General features: G+C 69.4%; 17 protein-coding genes. 12 read left to right on the plus strand and 5 right to left on the minus strand.

The genetic code is table 11. The annotated features are described in order from the left end of the window. The first annotated feature begins 25 nt into the window (after positions 1-25). The gene (gene buk / locus CH341_RS05655; RefSeq protein WP_111418061.1) at positions 26-1,150 is read left to right on the plus strand and encodes a butyrate kinase; all 1,125 of its coding nucleotides are present in this window, start codon (positions 26-28) and stop codon (positions 1,148-1,150) included. After that, positions 1,147-2,133, plus strand: coding sequence for a D-isomer specific 2-hydroxyacid dehydrogenase family protein (locus CH341_RS05660; RefSeq protein ID WP_111418062.1), 987 nt, complete (start codon positions 1,147-1,149; stop codon positions 2,131-2,133). The genes buk and CH341_RS05660 overlap by 4 nt, the downstream gene beginning before the upstream one ends. 36 nt (positions 2,134-2,169) lie before the next feature. Here CH341_RS05660 and CH341_RS05665 read toward each other — a convergent pair whose 3' ends face one another. Together CH341_RS05665 and CH341_RS05670 are read right to left on the minus strand one after the other, a co-directional pair. Further along, the gene (locus tag CH341_RS05665) at positions 2,170-4,128 is read right to left on the minus strand and encodes a sigma 54-interacting transcriptional regulator (protein ID WP_170149488.1); all 1,959 of its coding nucleotides are present in this window, start codon (positions 4,126-4,128) and stop codon (positions 2,170-2,172) included. Positions 4,129-4,324: 196 nt separating this feature from the next. After that, the gene (locus CH341_RS05670; RefSeq protein ID WP_111418064.1) at positions 4,325-4,915 is read right to left on the minus strand and encodes a TetR/AcrR family transcriptional regulator; all 591 of its coding nucleotides are present in this window, start codon (positions 4,913-4,915) and stop codon (positions 4,325-4,327) included. Between the two features lie 181 nt (positions 4,916-5,096). Here CH341_RS05670 and CH341_RS05675 point away from each other — a divergent pair, with 181 nt between their 5' ends. Beyond that, entirely contained in the window at positions 5,097-6,245 is a 1,149-nt protein-coding gene (locus CH341_RS05675; protein WP_111418065.1) for an efflux RND transporter periplasmic adaptor subunit, read from the plus strand. Then, positions 6,242-9,421 carry an efflux RND transporter permease subunit gene (locus CH341_RS05680; protein WP_111418066.1) on the plus strand — a complete coding sequence of 1,060 codons (3,180 nt, stop codon included), beginning with the start codon at positions 6,242-6,244 and terminating at the stop codon, positions 9,419-9,421. Before CH341_RS05675 ends, CH341_RS05680 begins: the two co-directional genes overlap by 4 nt. Positions 9,422-9,443: 22 nt before the next feature. Here CH341_RS05680 and CH341_RS05685 read toward each other — a convergent pair whose 3' ends face one another. Beyond that, entirely contained in the window at positions 9,444-10,925 is a 1,482-nt protein-coding gene (locus CH341_RS05685; protein ID WP_210208187.1) for an amidohydrolase family protein, read from the minus strand. Positions 10,926-11,099: 174 nt separating this feature from the next. Between CH341_RS05685 and CH341_RS05690 the strand changes: the two genes are divergently transcribed. The 6 genes from CH341_RS05690 (at position 11,100) to CH341_RS05715 (ending at position 16,949) form a co-directional block, all read left to right on the plus strand. Further along, on the plus strand, positions 11,100-12,020 hold the full coding sequence (locus CH341_RS05690) for an NAD(P)-dependent oxidoreductase (protein ID WP_111418067.1): 921 nt from the start codon (positions 11,100-11,102) through the stop codon (positions 12,018-12,020). A gap of 73 nt (positions 12,021-12,093) precedes the next feature. After that, positions 12,094-13,308, plus strand: coding sequence for an amino acid ABC transporter substrate-binding protein (locus CH341_RS05695; RefSeq protein ID WP_111418068.1), 1,215 nt, complete (start codon positions 12,094-12,096; stop codon positions 13,306-13,308). Continuing rightward, complete coding sequence (locus CH341_RS05700; protein ID WP_111418069.1) at positions 13,305-14,054, plus strand: ABC transporter ATP-binding protein; 750 nt, start codon at positions 13,305-13,307, stop codon at positions 14,052-14,054. Before CH341_RS05695 ends, CH341_RS05700 begins: the two co-directional genes overlap by 4 nt. Further along, the gene (locus tag CH341_RS05705; protein WP_210208188.1) at positions 14,051-14,776 is read left to right on the plus strand and encodes an ABC transporter ATP-binding protein; all 726 of its coding nucleotides are present in this window, start codon (positions 14,051-14,053) and stop codon (positions 14,774-14,776) included. The genes CH341_RS05700 and CH341_RS05705 overlap by 4 nt, the downstream gene beginning before the upstream one ends. Positions 14,777-15,050: 274 nt before the next feature. Beyond that, positions 15,051-15,926 carry a branched-chain amino acid ABC transporter permease gene (locus tag CH341_RS05710; RefSeq protein WP_170149489.1) on the plus strand — a complete coding sequence of 292 codons (876 nt, stop codon included), beginning with the start codon at positions 15,051-15,053 and terminating at the stop codon, positions 15,924-15,926. A 9-nt stretch (positions 15,927-15,935) separates the two neighbouring features. Continuing rightward, positions 15,936-16,949 (plus strand): branched-chain amino acid ABC transporter permease, encoded by a 1,014-nt coding sequence (locus tag CH341_RS05715; protein ID WP_111418071.1) that lies wholly within the window; start codon positions 15,936-15,938, stop codon positions 16,947-16,949. Positions 16,950-16,956: 7 nt separating this feature from the next. Here the strand turns inward: CH341_RS05715 and CH341_RS05720 are convergent, their stop codons facing one another. After that, positions 16,957-18,633, minus strand: coding sequence for a GMC family oxidoreductase (locus tag CH341_RS05720; protein WP_111418072.1), 1,677 nt, complete (start codon positions 18,631-18,633; stop codon positions 16,957-16,959). 150 nt (positions 18,634-18,783) lie between these two features. Here CH341_RS05720 and CH341_RS05725 point away from each other — a divergent pair, with 150 nt between their 5' ends. Continuing rightward, complete coding sequence (locus CH341_RS05725) at positions 18,784-19,824, plus strand: ketopantoate reductase family protein (RefSeq protein WP_210208189.1); 1,041 nt, start codon at positions 18,784-18,786, stop codon at positions 19,822-19,824. Positions 19,825-19,857: 33 nt separating this feature from the next. Here the strand turns inward: CH341_RS05725 and CH341_RS05730 are convergent, their stop codons facing one another. Further along, complete coding sequence (locus CH341_RS05730) at positions 19,858-22,479, minus strand: hypothetical protein (protein ID WP_146604380.1); 2,622 nt, start codon at positions 22,477-22,479, stop codon at positions 19,858-19,860. Between the two features lie 226 nt (positions 22,480-22,705). Between CH341_RS05730 and CH341_RS05735 the strand changes: the two genes are divergently transcribed. Next, on the plus strand, positions 22,706-24,220 hold a 1,515-nt coding region (locus tag CH341_RS05735; RefSeq protein ID WP_146604381.1), incomplete at its 3' end, for an extracellular solute-binding protein.

Here is a 24,220-nt window from a genome sequence, read left to right on the forward strand (position 1 = left end):
CGCGACCCGCCCGCTGGAAAGAACCATGACCGAGACACTGACCATCCTGACGATCAATCCGGGCTCGACGTCGACCAAGATCGCCGTCTTCGCGGACGAGACCCGCCTGTTCGAGCGCAAGGTCGACCATTCCGCCGCCGACCTCGCGCCCTTCGACACCATCGGCGACCAGTTCGCCATGCGCAAGGCGGCGATCGTCGCGGCGCTGAAGGAGGAGGGCTTCGACCTCGCCTCGCTCGCCGCCGTGGCGGGCCGGGGCGGCAAGCTGCCGCCGCTGAAGCGCGGCGCCTATGTGGTGAACGACGACATGGTGGAGTTCCTGCGCCACCGGCCGATCGATCAGCACGCCTCGAATCTCGGTGCGCTGATCGCCTACGACGTCGCCGCGCCGCTCGGCATCCCGGCCTTCATCTACGACGCCGTGGTGGTCGACGAGATGGACGACATCGCACGCTTCTCCGGCGTGCCGCAACTGACCCGTCGCGCCTCCTGTCACGTCCTCAACATGCGGGCGATGGCCATCAAGGTTCTCAAGCGCGACGGGATCAGGCTCGAGGACGCCAATGTCGTGGTCTGCCACATGGGCGGCGGCGTCACCGCCACCGTGATCTCGGGCGGCCGGATGATCGACGTGCTGAGCGACGAGGAGGGGCCGTTCTCGCCGGAGCGGGCCGGCCGGGTTCCCTGCCGACAGCTCGTCGATCTCTGCTTCTCGAAGGACTACGATCGGAAGTCGGCGACCAAGCTGATGCGCGGCGTCGGCGGCCTCGTCGCCTATCTGGGCACCAACAGCGCGCTCGAGGTGGAGGCCCGCATCGACCGCGGCGACGCCGAGGCCGACCTGGTCTACCGCGCCATGGCTTACCAGATCGCCAAGGGCATCGGCGAGCTTTCGACCGTGGTGATGGGGAAGGTCGATCGGATCGTCCTCACCGGTGCGATCGCCCATTCCAAGCGGATGACCGACCTGGTGGTCGAGCGCGTGAAGTTCATCGCGCCGGTGGAGATCGTGCCCGGCGAGAACGAGCTCGAGGCGCTCGCTGCCGGCACGTTGCGGGTGCTGCGCGGCGAGGAGGCGCCCAACGTCTTCGTCGCGCCGCCACGGCCCGCCACGGCCGCCCGCGACCGTTCGAGGATGGCTCACGCATGAACGTCATCGCCTATGCGGCCCGCCCCTACGAGGCCGACCCCTTCGAGCGCTACGCCGCCGAGCTCGGCATCGCGCTGACCTGCGTGCCGCAGAACCTGTCGCTCGGCAATGCGCATCTGGCCCACGGCTTCGAATGCGTGACGATCCTGAGCGCATGCGACGCCGGTGCCGCGGTGCTGGAGATTCTCGCCGCCGGCGGGACCCGCTTCGTCGCGGCGCGCACCGCCGGGCACGACAACATCGACGCGGAGGCCGCCCGGCGCGTGGGAATCCGCTTCTCCAACGCCAACTACTCGCCGAACTCGGTCGCCGACTTCGCCGTCATGCTGATCCTGATGTCGATCCGCAAGGCGAAGACGATCATCACCCGCAACAACGCCCAGGACTACACGATCGTCGGCTCGCAGGGGCGCGAGATGCGCAACCTGACGATCGGGCTGATCGGCACCGGGCGGATCGGGGCGGCGACGGCGCGCAACCTCTACGGCTTCGACTGCTGCCTGCTCGGCTACGACGTACGGCGGGATCCGGCTCTCGAGAACCTGCTCACCTATGTCGAGCTGGACGAGCTCCTGGCCGAGAGCGACGTGATCAGCCTGCATGCTCCGCTCACCGCGGACAACCGGCACCTGATCAATGCTCGGACGATCGCGCGGATGAAGGACGGCGTCATCATCGTCAACTGCGCCCGTGGCGACCTGATCGACACCGAGGCGCTGATCGAGGCGATCGAGGAGAAGAAGGTATCGGCCGCGGCCCTCGACGTGATCGAGAACGAGCGCGGCCTGTTCCACGCCGATCACCGTCACGAGGTCCTGAAGCATCGTCAGCTCGCGATCCTGCGGGCCTTCCCGAACGTCGTGGTGACCACCCACAACGCCTTCTTCACCGATCAGGCGGTCTCCGACATGGTGGAGGTCGGGCTGCGGTCGCTGGCGAGCTTCGTGCGCACCGGCGAGAGTCCCTGGGAACTCAGGCCCTGAGGCTCTCGGCGGTCGTCGCGATGGACGGCCGGTGGCTCACATCCGCAGGCCGGCGGCGTCCGCCTTGGTCTTGTTCCAGACCGTCACGCGGCTGATCCCGAGCCGGCGGGCGACCTCGACCTTGTTGCCGTTCGTCCGCTCCAGCATCTTCTCGACGATCTGGCGTTCCATCTCCTTCAGCGGCCCGACCTCGAGGGTCAGCCGGTCGCCGTCGCACGCGGTGTCGTCCGCGGGCCGGCGGGCCCCGGTCTCGCCGGTGTGCTCGCCGAGCAGGAGCTCGATCAGCGTGCTGGTGCGGGTCCGCGCGTCGGAGAGGATCACCAGCTTCTCGATGAAGTGGTCCAGCTCGCGCACGTTTCCGGGCCACGAGTAGCGCTGCAGCGTCCGGATGTCGTCGGTCGAGAGATCGTCGACGGCCTTGCCGGCGGCTTCGTTGGTCAGGCGGACGAAGCGGTCGGCGAGCGGCCGGATGTCCTCCTTGCGGTCGCGCAACGGGGGGAGCTGGAGCTTGAGTACGCCGAGCCGGAAGAACAGATCGTCGCGGAATCGTCCCTCCTGGACCATCCGGTAGAGGGTCTTGTTGGTCGCCGAGAGGACCCGGACATTGACCTTGATCACCCGGTCGCCGCCGATCCGCAGGATCTCGCGCTCCTGCAGGACGCGCAGGAGCCGGCTCTGGATCGCCGGCGAGATCTCGCCGATCTCGTCGAGGAAGATCGTCCCGTTGTGGGCGAGCTCGAACAGGCCGGCCTTGCCGCCGCGCTTGGCGCCCGTGAACGCCCCCTCGGCATAGCCGAAGAGCTCGCTCTCCAGCAGTGATTCCGGCAGCGCCGCGCAATTGATCGCGACGAACGGCCCGTCGCGCCGATCGCTGGCGTTGTGGATCGATTGGACGAACAGCTCCTTTCCGGTGCCGGTCTCGCCTTCGATCAGGATCGAGGCGGAGGTCTCGGCGAACCGGCGGGCGCGGTCGATCGCTGTCCGCAGGGCGGCGCTCGATCCGATGATGTCGTCGAAGCGGTGCTTGGCGACGAGCCCCTTCGACAGGAGCTGCATCCGTGCCTTGGTCTCCAGCCGCTGGATGTCGGTGACGCGCTGGAACGAGACGATCGTCTCCTCCAGCCTGTCGTTCGCCCGGACCGGGATGCGGTTCACCAGCAGGTCGGTGCCGTCGGCCTTGAGGATCTGGTTGAGCTGGAAGTCGCCCTCGCCGTGCAGATCGCGCAACGTCGCCGGCATCGTCGTCTCGTCGAGCGCCCTGGCCAGCACGGTGCCGGCGCGGATCCCGAGGATCCGCTCCGCCGCCGGATTGAACGACGTGACCACGCCCTGGCCGTCGATCGACAGAATGCCCTGCGCCGAGTAGTCGACGATGCTCTTCATCCGCTTGGCCTTGAGCTCCTCGCGGCCTTTCGATTCGACGATGCTCTTGGCGGAGAGGATGGCCTTCTTGATGTTCTGCAGGGACGGGCTGATGAGGACGAAGCCGATGTTCCTGTCCTTGAGCTGCTCGCGCATGCCGAGCACGCAGTAGCAGGAGATGCCGATCAGCGTGTGGCTGTCGAGCGTGGCGGCGAGGTTGTACTGCGTCTCGAACTCCTCGCGATGCGAGTAGGCGAGGAGCTTGTAGTCCGGCGCGCGCCCCGAGAAGCGGGCGACCCGCTCCATCTCCGACAGCACCTCGCTCTTGACGCACAGAAGCGCGAGCGGCTGCTCGCGCTCGATCGCCCGCTCGAAGCCGTCGAGGAAGTCGGCGATCGACAGCTTGATGGTGATGGTCGGGATCGAGCCGATGCAGGACTCGATGTGCGCCGCCGTGCCGCCGTGGCTGACGATCACGTCGAAGTCGTCCTGGTTCTCGATGGCGTATTGCAGGCCGCCCTTGGTCATCCCCCCTTCGAAGATCTGGACCGGGACGTCGAGCTCCTCGGAGATCCGGCGAACCTGCTCCGAGGCCCTCGGACAGATCGAGACGAAGAGAATGCGCGAGCGCATCGACCCATGTTCCTTTGCGCGAAGGTGCGACGTCTTCGACGATCGGGGGTCGTGGATCTCATCGTCGGGTCTCGGCCGACGACGAGCGTCGTCGGGGGGACTGGAAAGCGGCATTCTAGCAGGAACGGCAGACGTGCGGATGCCGGATGACGCCGACCGGGTATTCCGTTCGGGCCGAGTTGTCGTGGCCTTGGGATCAAGGCGGCGTGGCGAGCAGCACCGACAGCACGGCGTCGAGATGGGCGCGCTTGAACCGCTCGATGTCGAGCGGGTGGCGGTCGCCGAACAGGAGCGCCCAATTGCCCGCATGCACGGCCGGGCCCAGCAGCACGATCGGCATGTCGGTCACGGCCGAGCGCCGGAATTCTCCTGACGCTAGCCCGCGGTCGATCACCCGGTCCAGGAAGGCGAGGCCGCCGGCGACGACCTCCTTGTAATAGAACTCGGTCAGCTCCGGGTGCTTCGGCCCCTCAGCCATCAGCAGCCGTACCATCTCGCGCTCGCGCCGGTTCTCCAGCAGGTTGCGGTACATGACGTCGATCAGGGCGCGGATCAGGTCGGCGGCCGAGCCTTCGAAGTTCGCCAGGATCTGCTCGGCGTCGGCGAAGACAGGCTGCTTGCAGCTCCGGACCACCGCCTTGAACAGCTCGGCCTTGCTCGGAAAATAGACATAGAGCGCGCCTTTGGTGAGACCGACGCGGCGGGCGACGTCGTCCAGCCTGGCCGCGGCATAACCGTTGGCGACGAATTCCTCGAACGCGGCGTCGAGGATCTCGGTCGGTCGCATCGCTTTGATGCGGCGTCGGATTCCGGGTTCGCGCGATGCCGCTTTGGGGGCGGAGAGAGGATTGGGATCAGGGTCCAAGGGGGAAAAGGCCTAGCCGTTTTCGTTGACTGACTGGTTAGTCAGTGATATCGGTCGTCGCCAACCCCGTCAAGTGAGCCTGAACCAGATACGAGCCACCGTCATGAGCGGCACACGATCGGCGACGCGCCGAATCCTTCGACTGCTGCCGGTTCTGCTGGCCGTCCTCGGCGTGGGCGGCGGGCTCGTCGTCTATAGCGGCGCCTCCCCGCAGACCCCCAAGCCGGCGGCCGCTCCGGCCGAGCCGCGGCCGGCCCTGACGGTCGGCGTCGCCGCCGTGGGAGCGCGGCCGATCACCCGCATCGTACTCGGCACCGGATCGCTGGCCGCTTGGCAGCAGCTCACCATCGCGGCCGAGATCGCCGGCCTGCGCATCGTCGCGGTCGGCGTCGACGAGGGCGACCGCGTCACCGCCGGCCAGGTGCTGGCCCGCTTCGACGATTCCATTCTCCAGGCGCAGCTCGCGCAGTTCGAGGCTGCGGCGCTGGAGGCGGAGGCGAATGCGCTCAATGCCCAGTCCGAGCTGCGCCGCGCCCAGGAGCTCCAGGCCGGCCGCAACATCGCGGAGGCCGTGTTCCAGCAGCGCCAGATGTCGGCGCGGGCGACCGAGGCGCGGCTCGGCATGATCCGGGCGCAGCGCGACGAGGTGAAGGCGCGGATCGCCCAGACGGTCGTGCGGGCGCCGACCGACGGGGTGATCGCCAAGCGCACCGCGCTGGTCGGAACCGTGTCGAGCGTCGGCGCCGAGCTGTTCAAGATGATCCGCGACGGTCGCATCGAGCTGCAGGCCCAGGTGCCGGAGCTCGACATGACCCGGGTCACGGCGGGCCAGAAGGTTCGTGTCGTCCACGGCGACTACGCGGTCGACGGCCGGGTGCGGCTGGTCGGCGCGATCGTCGATCCCGGCACCCGCCTCGGGACCGTGTACGTAGAGTTGCCCGAGGACGCCCGGCTCAAGCCCGGCATGTTTGCCAATGCCGAGATCACGGTCGGCACCGCCGAGGCGCTCGCCGTCCCGCAGGAGGCACTGGTGTTCCGCGACGGCCGGCCGGCCGCCTTCGCGGTCGGGACCGACAGCCGCGCCGCCGTGCGTCTGCTGGAGACCGGTGCGCGCCAGGACGGCTGGGTCGAGATTCGCAACGGTCTCGGTCATGGCGACCGCGTCGTCGTCGCCGGCGCCGGATTCCTCAACGACGGCGATCTGGTGCGGATCGGCAGCGCCGCCGCGACGTCGCCGAGTGCCACCGAATGACACGAGATCCAGCCGACCGGCACGGCCGCAACAACATCTCGGCCTGGGCGATCCGGCATCCGGTCGCCACCGTGGTGCTGTTCATCGTGCTGACGGTCGCCGGGCTCGTCGCCTACCCGACGTTGCGGATCAACAACAATCCCGACATCGACCTTCCGGCCGTCGTCGTCACCGTGATGCAGCCGGGCGCCGCCCCGGCCGAGCTCGAATCGCAAGTGACGCGCCGGATCGAGGACGCGGTCGCCGGCCTCGGCGACATCAAGCACATCACCTCGACGGTCAACGACGGCGCCTCGACCACGGTGGTCGAGTTCAACATCGGCAAGAACGTCGACCGCGCCGTCAACGACGTGCGCGACAAGGTCACCCAGACGCGCGCCACCCTGCCGGCCGACATTCTCGAGCCGATCGTCGCCCGCGTCGACATCTCGGGCGGTGCCATCGTCACCTACACGGTGCGGGCGCCGGCGATGACGACCGAGCAGATCAGCTGGTTCATCGACGACACCATCGCCCGCGCGCTGCTGTCGATCCCGGGGGTCAGCCGGGTCAATCGCGTCGGCGGCGTCGACCGCGAGATTCGGATCAATCTCGACCCCGCCCGGCTGATCGCGCTCGGGATCACGGCCGTCGACGTTCACAATCAGCTCCGCAACCAGAACCTCAACAGCCCCGGCGGGCGCGGAACGCTCGGGCGCAGCGAGCAGTCGATCCGCACGGTCGGCAGCGCCGAGACGGTCGACGACCTGCGCGACCGCATCATCACGCTGCCGGGCGGCCGCAAGGCGCGGCTGGCCGAGCTCGGCACGGTCGAGGACGCCGCGGCGGAGCAGCGCCAGTCGGCGCGCCTCGACAACCAGCCCGTGGTGGCCTTCGAGGTGCTGCGCACCGTCGGCTCCAGCGAGGTGCATGTCGCCAAGAAGGTGGCGAGCCGGCTGGAGACGCTGGAGCAGGCCCATCCCGGCGTCGCGCTGAAGCGCGTTTCGTCGACGGTGCGGTTCGTCGAAGAATCCTATCGCGGCGCCATCGAGTCGCTGGTGGAAGGTGCGGCACTCGCCGTGCTGGTCGTCTTCCTGTTCCTGCGCGATCTGCGGGCGACCTGGATCGCCGCGATCGCCATGCCGCTGTCGCTGATCCCGACCTTCTTCGTGATGAAGGCGTTCAACTTCGCGCTCAGCGGCGTGACCCTCCTGGCGCTCTCGCTGGTGATCGGCATCCTGGTCGACGACGCCATCGTCGAGATCGAGAACATCGTCCGCCACATGCGCGACGGCAAGAAGCCGTATCGGGCGGCGCTCGACGCCGCCGACGAGATCGGCCTCGCCGTGGTGGCGACGACGCTGACCATCGTCGCGGTGTTCGTGCCGGTGGCGTTCATGCCCGGCATTCCGGGCCAGTTCTTCTTTCCGTTCGGCGTGACCGTGTCGGTCGCGGTGCTGTTCTCTCTCGTCGTCGCCCGCATGCTCACGCCGCTGCTCGGCGCCTACTTCCTCAAGGTGAAGCCGCACGAGGGGCCGCGCGACGGCGCCGTGATGCGGCTCTATCTGCGTTTCCTCGCCGTCTCGATCCGCTGGCGCTGGTTCACCGTGGCGGGCGCCGTCGCCTTCTTCGCCGGCTCGCTGGCGTTGATCCCGCTGGTTCCGGCCGACCTGATGCCGGCGCGCGACACCGGCCGTTCGGCGCTCGGCGTCGAGCTGCCGCCCGGTGCCACGCTGGCCCAGACCGAGGCGGTGGTGCGGCGCGTCACCGACATCGCCCGGGAGCGCCCCGACGTCGCCAGCGTGTTCGCCGCGGTGGGCATCGCTTCGGCCGGGCAGGGGCCCGGCGCGCCGTCGACCGGCGGCGATCCGCGCAACGCCAATGTGTACATCAACTACGTGCCGGCGCATCAGCGCGGCCTCACCCAGCAGCAGATCGAGAGCGAGCTGCGGCCGCGGCTCGCCGAGATTCCCGGCGCGCGCTTCCGCTTCGGGGCCGACGGCATGGGCGGCGCCAAGGTGACGATCACGCTGGTCGGCGACAACCCGGCCGAGCTCGACCGCGCCGCGACGGCGCTCGAGCGCGAGATGCGCACGCTGCCCGCCTTCCCGACCGCCGCCTCGACGGCGAGCCTGCGGCGGCCCGAGATCCAGATCGTGCCGATCCCGGAGCGTGCAGCGGAGCTCGGCGTATCGGTGGCCTCGATCGCGGCGACGGCTCGCATCGCGACGCTCGGCGACGTCGACCAGAACCTCGCCAAGTTCAACCTGCCGAACCGCCAGATCCCGATCCGGGTGCAGATCGATCCGGCGGCGCGGACGCGCCTGCCGACCGTCGAGAACCTGCGCGTCACGACGACGAGCGGCGCCAGCGTCCCCTTGAAGGCGGTCGCCGAGATCAAGCTGGCGAGCGGGCCGGCCACCATCCAGCGGCTCGATCGCACCCGCAAGGCGGCGATCGAGGCGGAGCTCGGCGGCGTGCCGCTCGGCGAGGCGCTCCAGCAGATCCACGCCTTGCCGATCATGCGCGACCTGCCGGCCTCGGTGCGGGAGCAGAAGACCGGCGACGCCGAGATCATGGTGGAGCTGTTCGTCAGCTTCGCGGTGGCGCTCGGGTCCGGCGTGCTGCTGGTCTACACCGTGATGGTGGTGCTGTTCGGCGGATTCCTGCAGCCGCTCACCATCATGATGGCGCTGCCGCTCGCCATCGGCGGCGCCATGACGCTGCTCCTGATCACCGGCAAGGCGCTGTCGATCTCGGCCGTGATCGGCGTGCTGATGCTGATGGGCATCGTCGCCAAGAACTCGATCCTGCTGGTCGAGTACGCCATCGAGGCGATCCGGGCCGGCATGCCGCGCGACGCGGCGCTGCTCGACGCCGCCCACAAGCGGGCCCGCCCGATCGTGATGACGACCATCGCCATGACGGCCGGCATGGTGCCGGTCGCACTCGGCTTCGACGTCGACAGCGGCTTCCGGGCGCCGATGGCGGTCGCCGTCATCGGCGGCCTGATCACCTCGACGCTGTTGAGCCTCGTGGTGGTGCCGAGCGTGTTCACGCTGATGGACGACCTGCAGCACAGGCTCGGCCGCCGGCTCGGCCGGCTGCTCACCTCGGGCCCGCAGGACGACGTGCCGGCCGGCAGCAGCCCGCCCGCCCTCGGGGGTGCCCGGCCTGCGGCCGCATCGTCCGACTAGCGGCTCGGCTGGCTTTTCCTGATCACGTCGGCCACTTGGCCTCGGCGCGCAGCCTCGCGGCGGCTTCGCGCGCCTGCGCCACGACGGACGCGTGATCGAGTGCGGTGAACTTGCCGCCCCGTCGCAGCACCCGCCCGTCCGCCATCACGGTGTCGACATTGCCCGGCATGGCCAGCGCGACGATGGCCTCGTAGGGGTCGCCGGCCGGCGCCGTGTTGGGATCGGTGGTGCGCACCAGCACGAGATCGGCGCGCTTGCCGGGCGTGATCGAGCCGGTGCGGTCGGCGATCCCGAGATCGACGGCGCCGTCGATCGTCGCGAGCTGCAGCAGCCGTTTCATCGAGAGCGGGTAGGCCGCGCCGATCCGGTGCGCGTGCAGGGCGAACAACAACCGCATGGAGGCGAACGGATCGCAGCTCGCCGAGGCGATGTGGTCGGTCGACAGGCTCACCTTGACGCCCGCCTCCAAGAGCTCGCCGAGCTGGATGACGCCGAGCTTCGACGAGCGGCGCGCCTCGAGCTGCGGCGAGGTCGAGTAGCTGACGCCGCGCTCCTTCAGGATGGTCCGCTCCTCGGCCGTGGTCAGCAGCGGGTGGACGAGCTGCACGTCGGGCCCGAGCAGGCCGGCACGCTCGAGCTCGGTGATCGGGCTCGCCCCCGACGTGTGCATGGTGATCGGCAGGCCGAGCGCCCGCACGCCGTCCCAGTCGCGCTTGATCTGGTCGATGGTCAGCACGCCGCGCGAGGCCAGCGACGCCGAGCCGCCGATGGTCAGCGCGCCGAGATTGCGCGAGCAGACGCCGAGGGTGAGCATGCCCTCGCGGTCCGGCATCCACTCCTTCTTGATGCGGGCGAGACCCTCGAAGTCCATCGGCGCGCCGTCGGCGTAGCCGACCGGCGTGCCGTAGGCGAGGCGGCCGCGAATGCCCGTCTCGCGCATGCCGGTCAGCTCGGCCGCGGCGTGCTCCGGGCTGCGCGTGTTGTGCGCCCAGTTGTGCACCGTGGTGACGCCGGCGGCCAGCGCCTCCGCGCCGCCGAGCCGCACCGAGCGATAGCTGTCGTCGGGGCTCATCAGCGGCCCGAGACGTGCCGTCACCGGGAAATAGCCGAGCGCCGGCGTATCGCCCCGCACGTACAGACGGAACAGGCTGTTCCACAGATGGAAATGGGTGTCGATGAAGCCCGGGATGCAGATCATGCCCTTGCCGTCGATCACCTCGGCGGACGGGGCCTCGATCCGCTCGGCCACGGCGACGATCGCGCCGTCGCGGACATGGACGTCGCCGGCCGCGAGATCCGGCACGGCCGGGTCCATGGTCAGGATGGTGGCGCCGCGCACCAGCAGCTCACCGCGTGCCGGAAGCGCCGTTCCGGTTGGCACCGCCGCGCCGCCGATCGCCTGCGCGAACAACGGCCGGGGCAGCCCGGCCGACACTCCCAGTGCTGCCCCCATGGCGGCGCTTCCGCGCAGGAGCGCGCGCCGGTTCAGGTCCGTGTCGGACATTCGTGATCCTCCCGCCGTCTGCTGTTCTGATCCCTGTCGCGCACCGCGCAACGGGTTTTGAAGAGATCGTAACCGGCTTTCCGGGGCCGCGGAAGTCCGAACCGCGTCGTTGTCACAACCGGGGATGTGCGGCCAAAACCCGGCTTGCAACGGCGCACCGAAGCGCTAACCTGCATGGCATACAAACACAAAAAAGTTCGGGATGGAGACGTCATGGAGGTCGGGTTCGTCGGCGCGGGGCGCATGGGCCTCGCGATGCTGCGCAATGTCGTGGCCGCCGGCCACGGGGTTCACGTCTTCGACCTCTCGGAGGCCGCCGTCGCCCAGGCGGTGGAGAGCGGCGCCACCGCGGCGGCGAGCGCCGCGGACGCCTTCCGGGGTGACGTCGTCGTCTCGATGCTGCCGAACGACCGCGCCATGCGGGCCGTGTTCCTGGACAGCGGCATGCTGGCATCGGCGTCCTCGTCGCTCGTTCACGTCAACATGGCGACCGCCTCGGTCGCCTGCGCCGCCGACCTCGCCGCCGCCCACGCGGCGCACGACATCGCCTATGTGTCGGCGCCGGTGTTCGGGCGGCCCGAGATGGCGGCGCGGCGCGAGCTGAACGTCATGGCGGCCGGCCCGGCCGCGGCGATCGACCGCGCCCAGCCGCTGTTCGACGCTTTGGCCAAGAAGACCTGGCGGCTCGGCGACGATCCCGCCAACGCCAACGTCACCAAGATCGCCGGCAACCTGATCGTCGCCTGCGTGATCGAGTCGCTCGGCGAGGCCGCGGCGCTCGCCCGCGCCTACGAGATGCCGCCCGGGGATCTGCTCGGTGTGGTGGTCGGCTCGCTGTTCGACGTGCCGATCTTCCGCATCTACGCCGATCTGGTCGCCAGCGAGCGGTTCGAGCCGGCCGGCTTCGATCTGCGGCTCGGCCTCAAGGACACGCAGCTCGCGCTCGCCGCCGGCGAAGCCGCCAACCTGCCGCTGCCCTTCGCCAGCGTGCTGCGCGACAACTATCTCGACGCGCTCGCCCATGGTGCCGAGCGCAAGGACTGGTCCGCCGTGACCCAGGTGGCCACGCGGCGTGCGGCGCTCGCCACGGGCTGACGGCTGCGCCGGCGCACCGCACCACCGCTCCGCCACGCTTTCGAAACGAACAAGAACGCTCAGGGAGGTTTTCATGACGACATTCGATCCGACCCGTCGCCACGCGCTCGGCCTCGCCGCGGGTCTCGCGCTGGCGCTCGGCGGCGCGGCGCCGGCCCTCGCACAGCAGAGCCCGATCGTGATCGGCGGCACGCTCGGCCTGACCGGCGCCTATGCCGAGCCGTCGACCGACTACAAGTTCGTCTACGACCGCTGGGTCGAGGAGGTGAACAAGAAGGGCGGACTGCTCGGCCGCCCGGTCAAGATGGTGATCTACAACGACGAGAGCACGCCGACGGTCGCGCAGTCGCTCTACAACCGGCTGCTCGACCAGGACAAGGTCGACATCGTGATCGCCCCCTACACGACCTTCGTGGGCGGCGCCGTGGTGCCGATCGTCATGTCGCACGGCAAGCTTCTGTTCAACGGCGGCTTCGTCGGCATCAACATCTTCAAGAACAACAAGGGCTCGATCATCGGCAGCTTCACGTATCAGGAGCCCGACTACACGCGCGGCCTGTTCGAGATGCTGGGCGCGCTGCCGGCGGACCAGAAGCCCAAGCGGCTCGCTGTGTTCACGTCTCAGAATCCGTTCACCGTGGTGGTGCGGGCCGGCATCGCCGGCCAGGGCGGCGTGCTGAACTACGCCAAGGCGGCCGGCATCCCGATCGTGGTGGACGAGCAGTATCCGCCGACGACCAGCGACTTCAACGGCCTGGTGCAGAAGGCGAAGGCCGCCAATGCCGACATGGTCCTGGCGCTCGGCCTGCCGAACGACACGCTCAACATCGCCCGCTCGGTGCACCAGCAGGGCATGAAGCCGATGGTGTTCTGCACCTGCGGCTCGCAGGTGACGACGCTCTCGGCCTGGCCGAAGCTCGGCGCCGCGGCAGAAGGCGGCTTCGGCACCACCATCTCGTGGCCGACGCAGGGCTATCCCGGCCTCACCGAGCTCGCCGAGGTGTTCAAGGCGCGCGGCTACGAAACCCTGCCGACCTACGCGATCGTCGGCTATGCGATCCTCCAGGTGATCGAGCAGGCGGTGGACGGGGCCAAGACCTTGGACCAGGAGAAGCTGAAGGCCTACATCCATTCGAACGAGTTCAAGACGGCCGCCGGCACCTTCCGCTATCAGGACGACGGCACGCCGGTGTTCAGCCAGATCCTGCTGCAGTTCCAGAACGGCCAGAATCAGGTCGTGTGGCCGAAGCAGGCCCAGACGGCGCAGCCGGTGTTCGCCAAGCCATGAGCGCCGCAGGTGCCGAAGCGCTGCTGACCATCGACGGGGTGGGCAAGCGCTTCGGGGGCGTGGCGGCGGTCAGGGACGTGTCGTTCTCGGTCGCCGACCGCTCGGTCGTCGGGCTGATCGGGCCGAACGGCTCCGGCAAGACGACGCTCCTGAACATCGTCAACGGCGTGCTGGCGCCCGATCGGGGCGAGATCCGGCTCGGCGGCAGCGCGACCGCCGGCCGGCGTCCGTCCGACCTCGCGGCGCTCGGCCTGGCGCGCACGTTCCAGGCGGCCCGCGTGTTCCGCACCCTCACGGCGATGCAGAACCTGTTCGTTCCGCTGCTGCATCAGAAGGCGCTGGAGCGTCGCGCCGCGCACCGGCGGGCGTTCGATCTCCTGGTCTTCGTCGGGCTCGAGCGCCATGCGGACCGGGTCGCGAGCGAGCTGTCGGGCGGACAGCAGCGGCTGCTGGAGTTCGCCCGCACACTGGTGACGCGGCCCCGGATCGTCCTGATGGACGAGCCGTTCGCTGGCGTGCACCCGCAGATCAAGGCGACCCTGATCCGTTGCATCCGCGAGACCGTGTCGCGCGAGGGCGCCTCGTTCCTGATCGTCAGCCACGAGGTTCCGGATCTGGTCGCCATGTCGGACCGGATGGTGTGCCTGGTCGAGGGGGCGGTGGCGGCCTGGGGGGCGCCCGCCGACGTGGTGCAGGAGGAAAAGGTGATCGACGGCTATCTGGGCCGCAGCGAGGAGCCCGCGTGACCGCACCGTCGCTCGCCATGTCCGGCCTCTTCGCCGGCTACGTCCCGGGCCATCCGATTCTCCGCGGCGTCGACCTCACGGCACAGTCGGGCCGCATCACCGTCGTGCTGGGGCCGAACGGCGCCGGCAAGTCGACGCTGCTCAAGACCGCGGCCGGCTTCCTGGTGCCCCTGCGTGGCAGCGTGATGCTCGGCGACACCGATATCGGGCACCTGCCGGCGCATCGCCACATCGCGCTCGGCATCGGCCTGCTGCCGCAGGGCCGCTCGACCTTCCCCGATCTGTCCGTCTACGAGAACATCGAGCTCGGCGGCTGGTCGATGCGGTCCGACCGCAAGCGCCTGGCGGCCGCGGTGGAGGCCGTGCTGACGCGCTATCCGCATCTGCGCGAGCTGCGTCACCGGGCCGCCGGCAGCCTGAGCGGCGGCCAGCAACGCGCTGTCGAGATCGCCCGCATGCTCGTGCCGGACCCGACCGTGCTGCTGGTCGACGAGCCGTCGGTCGGCCTGTCGCCGATCGTCGCGCGCCAGGTCTATCAGGAGCTCCGGGCCCTCAAGGCCGAAGGGCGCACCATCCTGCTGGTCGACCAGGACGTGCGCGCCGCGATCGCGATCGCCGACTACGTCTACGTGCTCGGCTCCGGCCGCAACGACGTCGAGGGCGACCGCTCCGCCTTCGAAGGCGATCTCGGCGCCATGGTGCGCGGCTGGCTCGGCGTGTGAGGAAGGGCTCGATGGCTTCGCCCCGCACTCCGCCATGGAGAAGCTCGCCGGCTCCGTCGCGCTGCCTCGCGGGAGGTCTCGTGTCCCGGGCGGGGCGCGACGCGCCGCGAACCGGGACCCAGGGGCGATCAGGCGAGGTCGCTGCCGAACCGCACCTCGAACCGGGCCCCGAGCTGCCCCTGGGCCCCGGTTCTGTGGCGCATCAGGCCTGCGGCCTGCCGCGCCTTGCCCGGGGTACGCGGCCGAACACTGTCGATGCTCCAGGAACCGCCCGATGATCACTCACGTCCTCTCGATCGTCGCCGACGGCGTGCTGCTCGGCCTCATCTACGCCATCACGGGGCTCGGTCTCAGCCTGGTGCTCGGCGTCATGGGCATCGTCAACGTGGCGCACAGCGCCTTCGTGATGCTCGGCTCATTTCTTGCCTTCGAGCTGTTCCGCCGCTTCGGCGTCGATCCGGTGCTGGCGTTCGTCCTCGCGCTGCCGGTCTTCTTCGTGCTCGGCACGGTGGTCTACCGCGTCGTCATCACGCGGGTGCAGAGCGCGGCGCAGACGCAGGGGCTGGTCGCCATGTTCGGCCTGATGGTGCTGATCGAGAATCTCGGCACGATCGTGTGGACGACCGATACGCGCGTCGTCACGGCCGCCTACACCAACACGTCGCTCGAGGTCGGCGGCGTCGTGCTGCCCTATGTGCGGCTGATCGCCGGCGGCCTCGCGCTGCTGCTGATCGGAGCGTTCTGGGCCTTCCTGCGCTTCACCCTGACGGGCCGGGCGATCCGGGCCATGGCCCAGAACCCGGAGGCGGCGAGGATCGTCGGCGTCGACATCCAGCGGCTCTCGGCGGTGATGTTCGGGCTCGGCATCGCCTGCGCCGGAGCCGCCGGCGTGGCGCTCGCCATGGTGTTCCCGTTCTCGCCGAACACCCAGGTCGTGTGGCTCGCCTGGGCGTTCCTGGTGGTCATCCTGGGCGGTCTCGGCAATGTCGCGAACACGTTGTTCGCCGGCGTGGCGGTCGGCCTGATCCAGGCCGTCTGCACGGCCGTGATGCCGTTCGACTACGTCTATCTCGTGCTCTACGTCCTGCTCGCCGTCATTCTCACGGTCCGTCGCGAGGGCCTGAGCAGCGCCGTGCGCCGGACCATCTAGGAGGCGCCGGTGTTCTCGGTCTTTCTGATCCCGACCTCGACCGGCAGCCGCGCCGCCGCGGCGGCCGTGTGGGCCGCTTGGGTGGCTGTGCTGATCGGCCTCGCCGCCTACGGCCTGTTCGGCACCCGCCTGTTTCTGCTCAGCACGCTCGCCACCGTGTTCATGTACGCCGTGCTCACGCAGGCCTGGAACCTGCTCGGCGGCTACGGCGGCTACCTCAATTTCGGGCTCGTGACGTTCTTCGGCATCGGCGCCTACACGACCGGCATCCTGTTCCAGTACTACGAGTTGTCGCCGTTCCTGACCGCGCCGGTCGCCGGGCTGGTGGCGGCGATCGCCGGCCTGCTGATCGGCTTTCCGACGCTGCGGCTGCGCGGCGCGTATTTCGCGCTGGTCACCATGATCATCACCTTCGCGGTCCAGATCCTGGCGCTGAACCTGACGATCACGCAGGGCGCGCTCGGCATCTATCTGCCGCGTCTGCCGCTGTCGCCGCTGGCCGTGGAGCGGCTGTTCTACTTCGTGTTCCTCGGGCTCCTCGTCCTGGTGACGGCGGTGGTCTGGGCGGTCCAGCACTCCAACATCGGCGGCGCGCTGGTCGCGATCCGCGAGGACGAGGACGCCGCCGAGATCGTCGGCGTGCGCACCGTCGAGGTGAAATGGGCCGTCAACGCCGTGAGCTGCTTCATCGTCGGCGTCACCGGCGGACTCTACGCCCAGCGCATCGCCTATATCGAGCCGACCGGCACGTTCTCGTTCGACATCTCGCTCAATGTCGTGCTGATGGCCGTGATCGGTGGCGCCGGGACCTGGCAGGGACCGCTGATCGGCGCACCGGTCGTGCTGCTGGTCGCCGACCTGCTGCGCGTCACCGTCACGTCCGAGGTGAACCGGGTGATCTTCAGCCTGATCGTCATCCTGATCGCGCTGTTCGTGCCGGGCGGCGTGATGGGCGCGGTGTCGCGCTGGCGACGCGCGCGCGCGGCGAAGCCGGACGACGTGAGCGGGTCGCCGGCTCCGTGATGCGGTCTCACCGGCGCTCGGATTCGATCAGCTCGGCGGCGCGCTCCGCCACAATGATGGCGGTGAGATTGGTGTTGGCGCTCGGCACGGTCGGCATCACCGAGGCGTCGACCACGCGGAGGCCCGCGATCCCGTGAACCCGGCAGTGCGGATCCACCACGGCCATCGGATCGTCGGCGCGCCCGATCGCGCAGGTGCCGCTCGGATGCGCCATCGGCGCGGCGGCGGCGAGGAGCTCTTCGTCCGGCAAGGCCAGCCGGCCGGTGCGGTTGCCGACGAAGCGGCCGGGCGCGAGCGCCCGGTTCAGCGCGAGGCGGGCGAGCGGCGGCGGGGCGTTGACGATCGCCTTGATGGCGGCGGCCCGCAGCGCGCCGGCGAATCCGGGCTGGTTGAACTGCTGCAGCGACATCACGGGTGGCAGCAGGAAGGCGTCGCCATAGGCCGCCGCGACTCCCGGGTCGGCGAGCAGGCTTTCGACCAGCCGCGCCGCCTGCAGGAGCCGCGGCGGATCGCGCGGATCCTGCAGGAGCGAGAAGTCGACGGCGGGCGGCGTCTCCGGATCGGGACGTTGGAGCGCCACGCGGCCGCGCGAAAACGGGGCGTAGAGCGCGGCGCCCACCATGCCGAGATCGGGGCCGTAGGAGAACGGGCTCACCCGGCCGATCGCGAAGGCGAGCAGGTCGCAGGGCGGGCAGCCCTCGAGTCCGGACGAGACGCGGAGCCCGGCGACGGCGAAGCGGCGCAGCCGCGCCGGCATCCGGGCCCGCTTCGGCAGCGTCAGGGCGAACTGCAGATACGGGTGGTTCTGCAGGTTGGCGCCGACGCCGCGGCGGTCGGCCAGCACCGCGATGCCGAGCGCGGCGATGTCCTCGGCCGGGCCGATGCCGGCGCGCAGCAGCAGGGCCGGCGAGTGGATGGCGCCGGCACACAGGATCACCTCGCGGGCCGCGATCGTGCGGGTCGTGCCGCCCTGGCGCAGCGTGACGCCGCAAGCGCGGCGGCCGTCGAACCGCAGCGCCGTCACCTGAGCGTCGGTCAGAATCGCGAGATTGCGCCGCCGTCGCACCTCGGCGGTGAGATAACATCCCGCGCTGGTCGAGCGGACCTGGTCGTCCTGGGCGATCGGCATCGGAAAGAAGCCGTCGCCCGGCGCCTCGTTGATGTCCTCTATGGTGGCGAGGCCGCGGGCGTGTGCGGCGCGCTCCATGGCGGCGACATAGGCGGGCCACTCGGCCCGCGGCATCCGCCGAACCGAATAGCGGCCGGTCCCGTTCCGCCCTGCGTCACGGCCGCCGTCGTGCTCGATGGCACGGTAGAGCCGTCGCGCCTCGGCGAAGCTCCAGCCGTCGGCGCCGGCCCGCTCCCACGCGGCGAAGTCGCTCGCCAGGCCGCGCAGGGTCCACAGTCCCATCACGCTCGAGCCGCCGCCCATGACACGGGCCTGCGGGAACGGATAGGTCGCGCCGCCCGGCCGCCGCGTGGCGCGCAGGCCCGGCCAGAAATACCGCGTCGCCAGCGACGAGGTCGGGAACGTGTCGGCGATGTCGGCCGGCACGGCGCCGGGAGGCGTGTCCGGCCCGGCCTCGATCAGCAGCACGCGCCGTCCGGGATCCTCCGACAACCGCGCCGCGAGCGTCGCGCCCGCGCTGCCGCCGCCGACGATCAGGCAGTCCGGATTGTCCATGTCTCGGGTGTTCCGCATTGCGTGACGGGGCGATCGGGCCGGGTGGCCGATCGGACAATGTCCGGTCCCGCCTCGTCAAGAGACGAGCGTGTCCTCGCGTCCTGCCGCCCGCCCACTCCTGTCCCGCCTGAAAGAATGGAGCCCGTCCGCGTGACCTCGTCGCAAAGCAAGAAGATCGCCGTGCTGGGGGCCGGCGCCAACGGCGCCTCGATCGGTGCCGACCTGACCCGGGCCGGCCTCGACGTCGTGCTGATCGACCAGTGGCCCGCGCATGTCGAGGCGATGCGGGCGCACGGCGCGCGCATCGAGATGCCGGACGAGACCCTGACCGTGCCGGTGCGGGCGCACCATCTGTGCGACGTCTGCACGTTCCGCGAGCCGTTCGACATCGTGCTGCTGGTCACCAAGGCCTACGACACGCGGTGGTCCTGCCAGCTCATCGAGCCCTATCTGAAAGCCGACGGCCTCGTCGCCGGCGTCCAGAACGGCATGACGGCCGACACCATCGCCGAAGTCGTGGGGCCACGGCGCACGATCGGCTGCGTCATCGAGATCTCGTCGATGATGTTCGATCCCGGGGTGGTACAGCGCCATTCGCCGCCGCCGCGCTCGTGGTTCGCGGTCGGCGCCGTCGCGCCCGAGGCGAAGGGTCGCGAAGGCGAGGTCGCCGACCTGCTGCGTCGGGTCGGCACGGTCGAGATCGTCGACGACATCCGCGCCGCCAAGTGGATGAAGCTGGTCAGCAACGCGACCACGCTGGTGACGACCGCGATCCTGGGCATGCCGATGATCGAGGCGGCGCGGGTGCCCGGCATGCGCGAGCTGATGCTGCGCTCGGGCCAGGAGGCCCTCGACGCCGGCGCGCTCCAGGGCCATCCGGTGCTGCCGATCTTCGGCCTCACCGAGAGCGACGTGCGGCAGACCAATCGGCTGGTCGAGGTGCTGCTCGACACGCTGCTGGCCGGCTTCGTGCTGCCGCACACCAAGACGACGGTGCTGCAGGACTGGATGAAGGGCCGCCACAGCGAGGTCGACGACCTCAACGGCCTGGTCGTCGCCGCCCATGCCCGCCACGGCGGCGCGGCGCCCGTCAACGCGGCCGTGGTGGAGCTCGCCCGCCGCATCGAACGCGGCGACCTCGCCCCCGGACCGCAGAACATCGACCTGCTGCGGTCGCTCGCGGGGGGGTGACCGGTGCAACCCACGCTCGATGGTCGCCCGGCTTCAGGGGGGCTGCGGGGCGTCGCCGAACGTGAAGCGCACCTCGCTCACCGTCCATGTCATGTCGCGGCCGGGACCGTACCAGGCTCCCAGCACCACCGGATTGGCGCTGGGCTTCATCTCCAGGTTGGGAGCGTCGAACACGATGCGCCCATCCAGGAGCAGGCGCACCCGTCCGTCCCGGGAGGTCAGGACGAGAACGTGCTGGACATCCGGCTCGATCCGGAACGGCGGGCTCCCATGCATCGCCTCTCCAGTTCCGATCCAGATGTTCGCGTCGCGCCCGATCGCATCCATCTCGACCGCGAGCCCGTGAGGACTGCCGCTGTAAGTGCTCAGCAGAACCGCATGGCGCACCTGCTGGGCCGCCATTGAGAACCGGATCTCGACGTGGAAATCGCGATCGAGCCGGAACCACCACCGCCGCTGGTCGCCGAGCGGCCTGCTGCCCGGAACCAGCACGAAGCCGCGCATCTTGTCCCAGACCGCGTGAACCTCGGATCCTGGATCAATTTGCTCTTCGAACAGATCACGTCGCGGTCCCTTGCGGGCGCGCGGGACCAGATGCGCAAGGGTGCCGGTCGGGGTCCAGGCGATCATCGCGTACTTCTCGCGGATGGCCGGCATGGCGTCGTAGACCCAGGTGCTCCACCCTGGCCCGCCAAACGGGCAACACTGCGTCGCGTCGAGCAGCAAATGGTCGACCGGCTTGTCGAGGAACTGTGCCGCTTGGCGGGCGCCATCGCTCTTGCGCAGGGTCTCGATCCAGCTCATTCCGGTGATGGCCGAGCGTAACCCTGTGTCGGCGAACAGCGCTGTTTGCCGTCTGGCGACGATCACGACCGACTCTCCAGCCGGCACGGCCGCGCGGACGTATTCGACGTCTGCCGCATGGCCGCGGGCCACGCCGGGGGCGCTCCAGCGCGCCCATTGCTCCGCCGTCCGCTCCGCGACTTTAGGAAGCTCCTGGACCACGATCGCGATAGCCCAGGCCAGCGCGACGGCGAGCGCCGCTTGGCCGAGCAGGCGTGCTCCGCGCGCCGGCTTCAGCACGGTTCGCCAGGCCCGGTCGAGCAGCGCGAGAATCAGCAGCAGGAACGGCCAGGACACCAGCGCGAGCGTGTGCCAGTGCGAGCGGCCGACATGGTAGCTCATCAGGCCGAGCGCCAGGACGGCGAGAAAGCCCATCAGCTCGAGGTCTCGGTCCGCAGGCCCTTCGCCGAAGCGTGCCGCCATCAGACCCAGAGCCACCACCGCGGCTCCCGCGAACGCGCTCCACAGGGCAGGAAACGGCGACATCGGCAGCGAATAGGCGCCCAGTCCGAAGAAGACCTGCTGGAACAACAGATAGTCGGTGACGGAGGGCCACGCGCTCGCCTTCCAGCGTAGAACCGCGAGCGCAACCGCGATCACGATTGCGACGCCGGCGCCACAAGCGGCGAGCCGTCCGACGCGTTCTGCGACGTCGGTCCAGCGCCAGCCGGAGGCAGTGCAGCCAGCGAACCAGACGAGGCCGGCCAGCGCCGTGACGACGACGGCACCGGTATCCAAGTTCCACATCGTGGCGAGGCCACCGAAGGCGCCGACCAGAAAGGCGCGGCGCGCCGTCGGCGAATCGAGCCACGCCCGAGCCACCAGCAGGCTCAGTGCCGGAAACAGCATGCGGACGGGCATGCCCTGGAAGAACTGGTCGTCGGTCCCGTACCAGATCCGATTTGTCACCGGTACGAGCATCAGAACCAGGAGGGCGAGGATCAGCGGCTCCTTGACCAGCCGTCGTGCCGCGATGACGAGGCCGACGAAGGCGATGAGCTGAAACACAGTGAACACGAGGGTGATGGCGAGGGTCGAGACGCCGAGCGCGCGGACCAGCGGCGCCATGAACTCGCCATAGCAGCCGTACTGCGGGATGACATCCACCAGGCAGGTGCCACCGTTGCTGATCTGTGCGACCGAATAGGCGACTGCTTCGAAGTGCCCGATGTTCTTCATGGCGTCGACGGAGTGGACGTCGAAAATCCGCCAGCAGACGGTGATCACGGCTCCCGCCACCAGGGCTGCCCCGAGGATCACGCGGGCGACCGCCCGTCTCACGGGGGGAGCGACGCGCGGGAGCGCCAGGGCTGTCGCAAGGATCACCGCGCCGCCGGTGAGGACCCAGGTCGACCATGACTGGCTCGCCGCCGCGATCTGCCGCTCCCAGAATAGATCGCAGGCGAGCAGGGTCGCGCCGATCGCCACGGCGACCAGCACGGCGGAACGCTCGATCAGCGGCCCCAGGGGGCGCCGGAACCGGCGGGCCGCAGCCGTCGCGACGAAGAGCAGCGGCACCAGCGCGAGCAGGAGGGTGAAATAGGTGGCCTTCTCCTGCGGCTCGGGCTGCACGACCCGCGGCCCCGCCAGAATGTCCTGCGCGTTGCGAGCGATTTCCGCAGGAGATGCCGGCGGCACCAGCCAGAACACGAAGTATCCCAAGAGGATCAGGGAGAGCGAAACGGCTACGACGGCCAGAAGAGTCACGGACCGCTGGTCATTGGAAACATGGTTCATCACGGGCCTGCATGCGGCAGCGCAATTCACGGCTGAATGCTCGCGTAGGTAAATTACGGCGCCGAGAAAGTCCATTCCGACGGTCGGCGCGGCCCGGGCCCGCGCCTCCGGCCGATGTCGGTGATGCCCCGCGGGGGGCGGGCGCGTTTGCTGCGGCGCTCCTGCGGGCTCGGTGGGTGCCGCTGTGCAGCACGGATGCGGCGGTGGCGCGGCTTGCAATCCGGACCGGATGGGCTAGCGTGTCCGCAGCCGTCCAACGAGGCGGTTTGTATAAAAACTAAAAGCGGCCACGGAGGAAAACATGAGCGGTCACGCGCTGTCGCGGCGCGGCGTCCTCGCGTCGGGCGTCGCCTTCACGGTCCTCAATCTCTCCTCGGGCGGACGATTCTCCACGGCGCTGGCCGCCGCCGAGGACGACCGCATCGTCGCGGCGGCGAAGCCGCTCGGCGGCGCCGAGATCAAGGGGATGATCTGGTCGAACTACTATGCGCCGATGACGCCGGCCATGGAGGAGTTCAAGAAGCTCACCGGTATCGGGGTCGCGTCGATCCAGGACATCTCGATCTTCGATGCGCCGCAGCGCGCCATGGCGGAGGCGATGTCGCGCTCGCCGCAGTTCGACTTCTTCCACATCGATTCGAACATGATCCCGTCGCTCGCCTCGGCCGGGCTGCTGGAGCCGCTCGACGCCTACATGAAGACGGCCGACTTCAAGATCGACGCGGTCGGCGACTACGCCGGCTTCATGTCCTACAAGGGCGCCACCTACGGCATCCCGACCGACGGCAACGTCCACGTCCACTTCCTTCGCAAGGATCTGGTCGAGAATCCCGACAACCAGAAGCGCTTCGAGGACAAGCACGGCCAGAAGCTCGCCTTCCCGCAGACCTGGGAGGACGACCTGCGCATCCAGCAGTTCTTCAACGATCCGGACAAGGACCTGTTCGGCTCGGGCAGCCTGCGCAACCGCGCGAACGGCGCCACCTGGTGGTACATGATGTTCTACTCGGCCGGCGGGTTCCCGTTCGACGACGAGATGAACCCGACGCTCGACAACGAGGCGGGCAACTACGCCGTCGACATCTATCTGCAGGAGAAGAAGTCGGCGCATCCGGAGTCGGCCGGCTGGGGGACGCCGCAGATGATCCCGCGCATCGTCTCGGGCAAGGTCGCGTCCTGCCAGTACTGGGACGGCACCATCCGGGGGTGCGAAGACAAGAACAAGTCGCCGACGGCCGGCAAGTGGTTGTACGGCCTGGTGCCGGGCTCGGAGAAATCGGGCAAGCGGCTGAACCGCTCGATCTCGTCGCCGCTCGCCGCCGTGCTGGTCAACAAGTACTCGCCGCGAAAGGCGCAGGCCGCCTATCTGGCGCTCTGGTGGGCGACGCTGAAGAACTCCACGCCGATCGTCTCCGACAAGGTCAACACCTTCAACGACGCCTGGCACAAGGGCCACATGACGGCGCCGAGCGTGGTGGAGAACTATACGCCGGCCGGCATCAAGGCGGTGGAGTCGAATCTTCAGGTGGTCTGCCCGCCGATCTATCTCACCGGCTATCTCGAGTTCCAGGACGCGCTCGCCAAGAACCTCTCCGAGGCCTATGTCGGCCAGCTCCCCTCCAAGGACGTGCTCAAGAAGACCGAGGAGGAGTGGAAGGCGATCGTGCGCCGCACCGGCCGTGCCAAGCTGAAAGAGGAACTGGCGAGCTACAAGGCCGTGATGCCGAAGCGCGACACGCCGGCGACGCTGCGCTGCATTCTTTTGCTCTACGCCGCCGATGGGGCGCCGGTGCTGCCGTCGCTTCCGGCGATCCTG

The organism is Rhodoplanes roseus (assembly GCF_003258865.1).
GTDB lineage: Bacteria > Pseudomonadota > Alphaproteobacteria > Rhizobiales > Xanthobacteraceae > Rhodoplanes > Rhodoplanes roseus.

Coding starts and splice junctions, on each gene's coding strand:
- buk (WP_111418061.1), top strand. CDS start 26: ATGACCGAGACACTGACCATCCTGACGATCAATCCGGGCTCGACGTCG.
- CH341_RS05660 (WP_111418062.1), top strand. CDS start 1,147: ATGAACGTCATCGCCTATGCGGCCCGCCCCTACGAGGCCGACCCCTTC.
- CH341_RS05665 (WP_170149488.1), bottom strand. CDS start 4,128: ATGCGCTCGCGCATTCTCTTCGTCTCGATCTGTCCGAGGGCCTCGGAG.
- CH341_RS05670 (WP_111418064.1), bottom strand. CDS start 4,915: ATGCGACCGACCGAGATCCTCGACGCCGCGTTCGAGGAATTCGTCGCC.
- CH341_RS05675 (WP_111418065.1), top strand. CDS start 5,097: ATGAGCGGCACACGATCGGCGACGCGCCGAATCCTTCGACTGCTGCCG.
- CH341_RS05680 (WP_111418066.1), top strand. CDS start 6,242: ATGACACGAGATCCAGCCGACCGGCACGGCCGCAACAACATCTCGGCC.
- CH341_RS05685 (WP_210208187.1), bottom strand. CDS start 10,925: ATGTCCGACACGGACCTGAACCGGCGCGCGCTCCTGCGCGGAAGCGCC.
- CH341_RS05690 (WP_111418067.1), top strand. CDS start 11,100: ATGGCATACAAACACAAAAAAGTTCGGGATGGAGACGTCATGGAGGTC.
- CH341_RS05695 (WP_111418068.1), top strand. CDS start 12,094: ATGACGACATTCGATCCGACCCGTCGCCACGCGCTCGGCCTCGCCGCG.
- CH341_RS05700 (WP_111418069.1), top strand. CDS start 13,305: ATGAGCGCCGCAGGTGCCGAAGCGCTGCTGACCATCGACGGGGTGGGC.
- CH341_RS05710 (WP_170149489.1), top strand. CDS start 15,051: ATGATCACTCACGTCCTCTCGATCGTCGCCGACGGCGTGCTGCTCGGC.
- CH341_RS05720 (WP_111418072.1), bottom strand. CDS start 18,633: ATGGACAATCCGGACTGCCTGATCGTCGGCGGCGGCAGCGCGGGCGCG.
- CH341_RS05730 (WP_146604380.1), bottom strand. CDS start 22,479: ATGGACTTTCTCGGCGCCGTAATTTACCTACGCGAGCATTCAGCCGTG.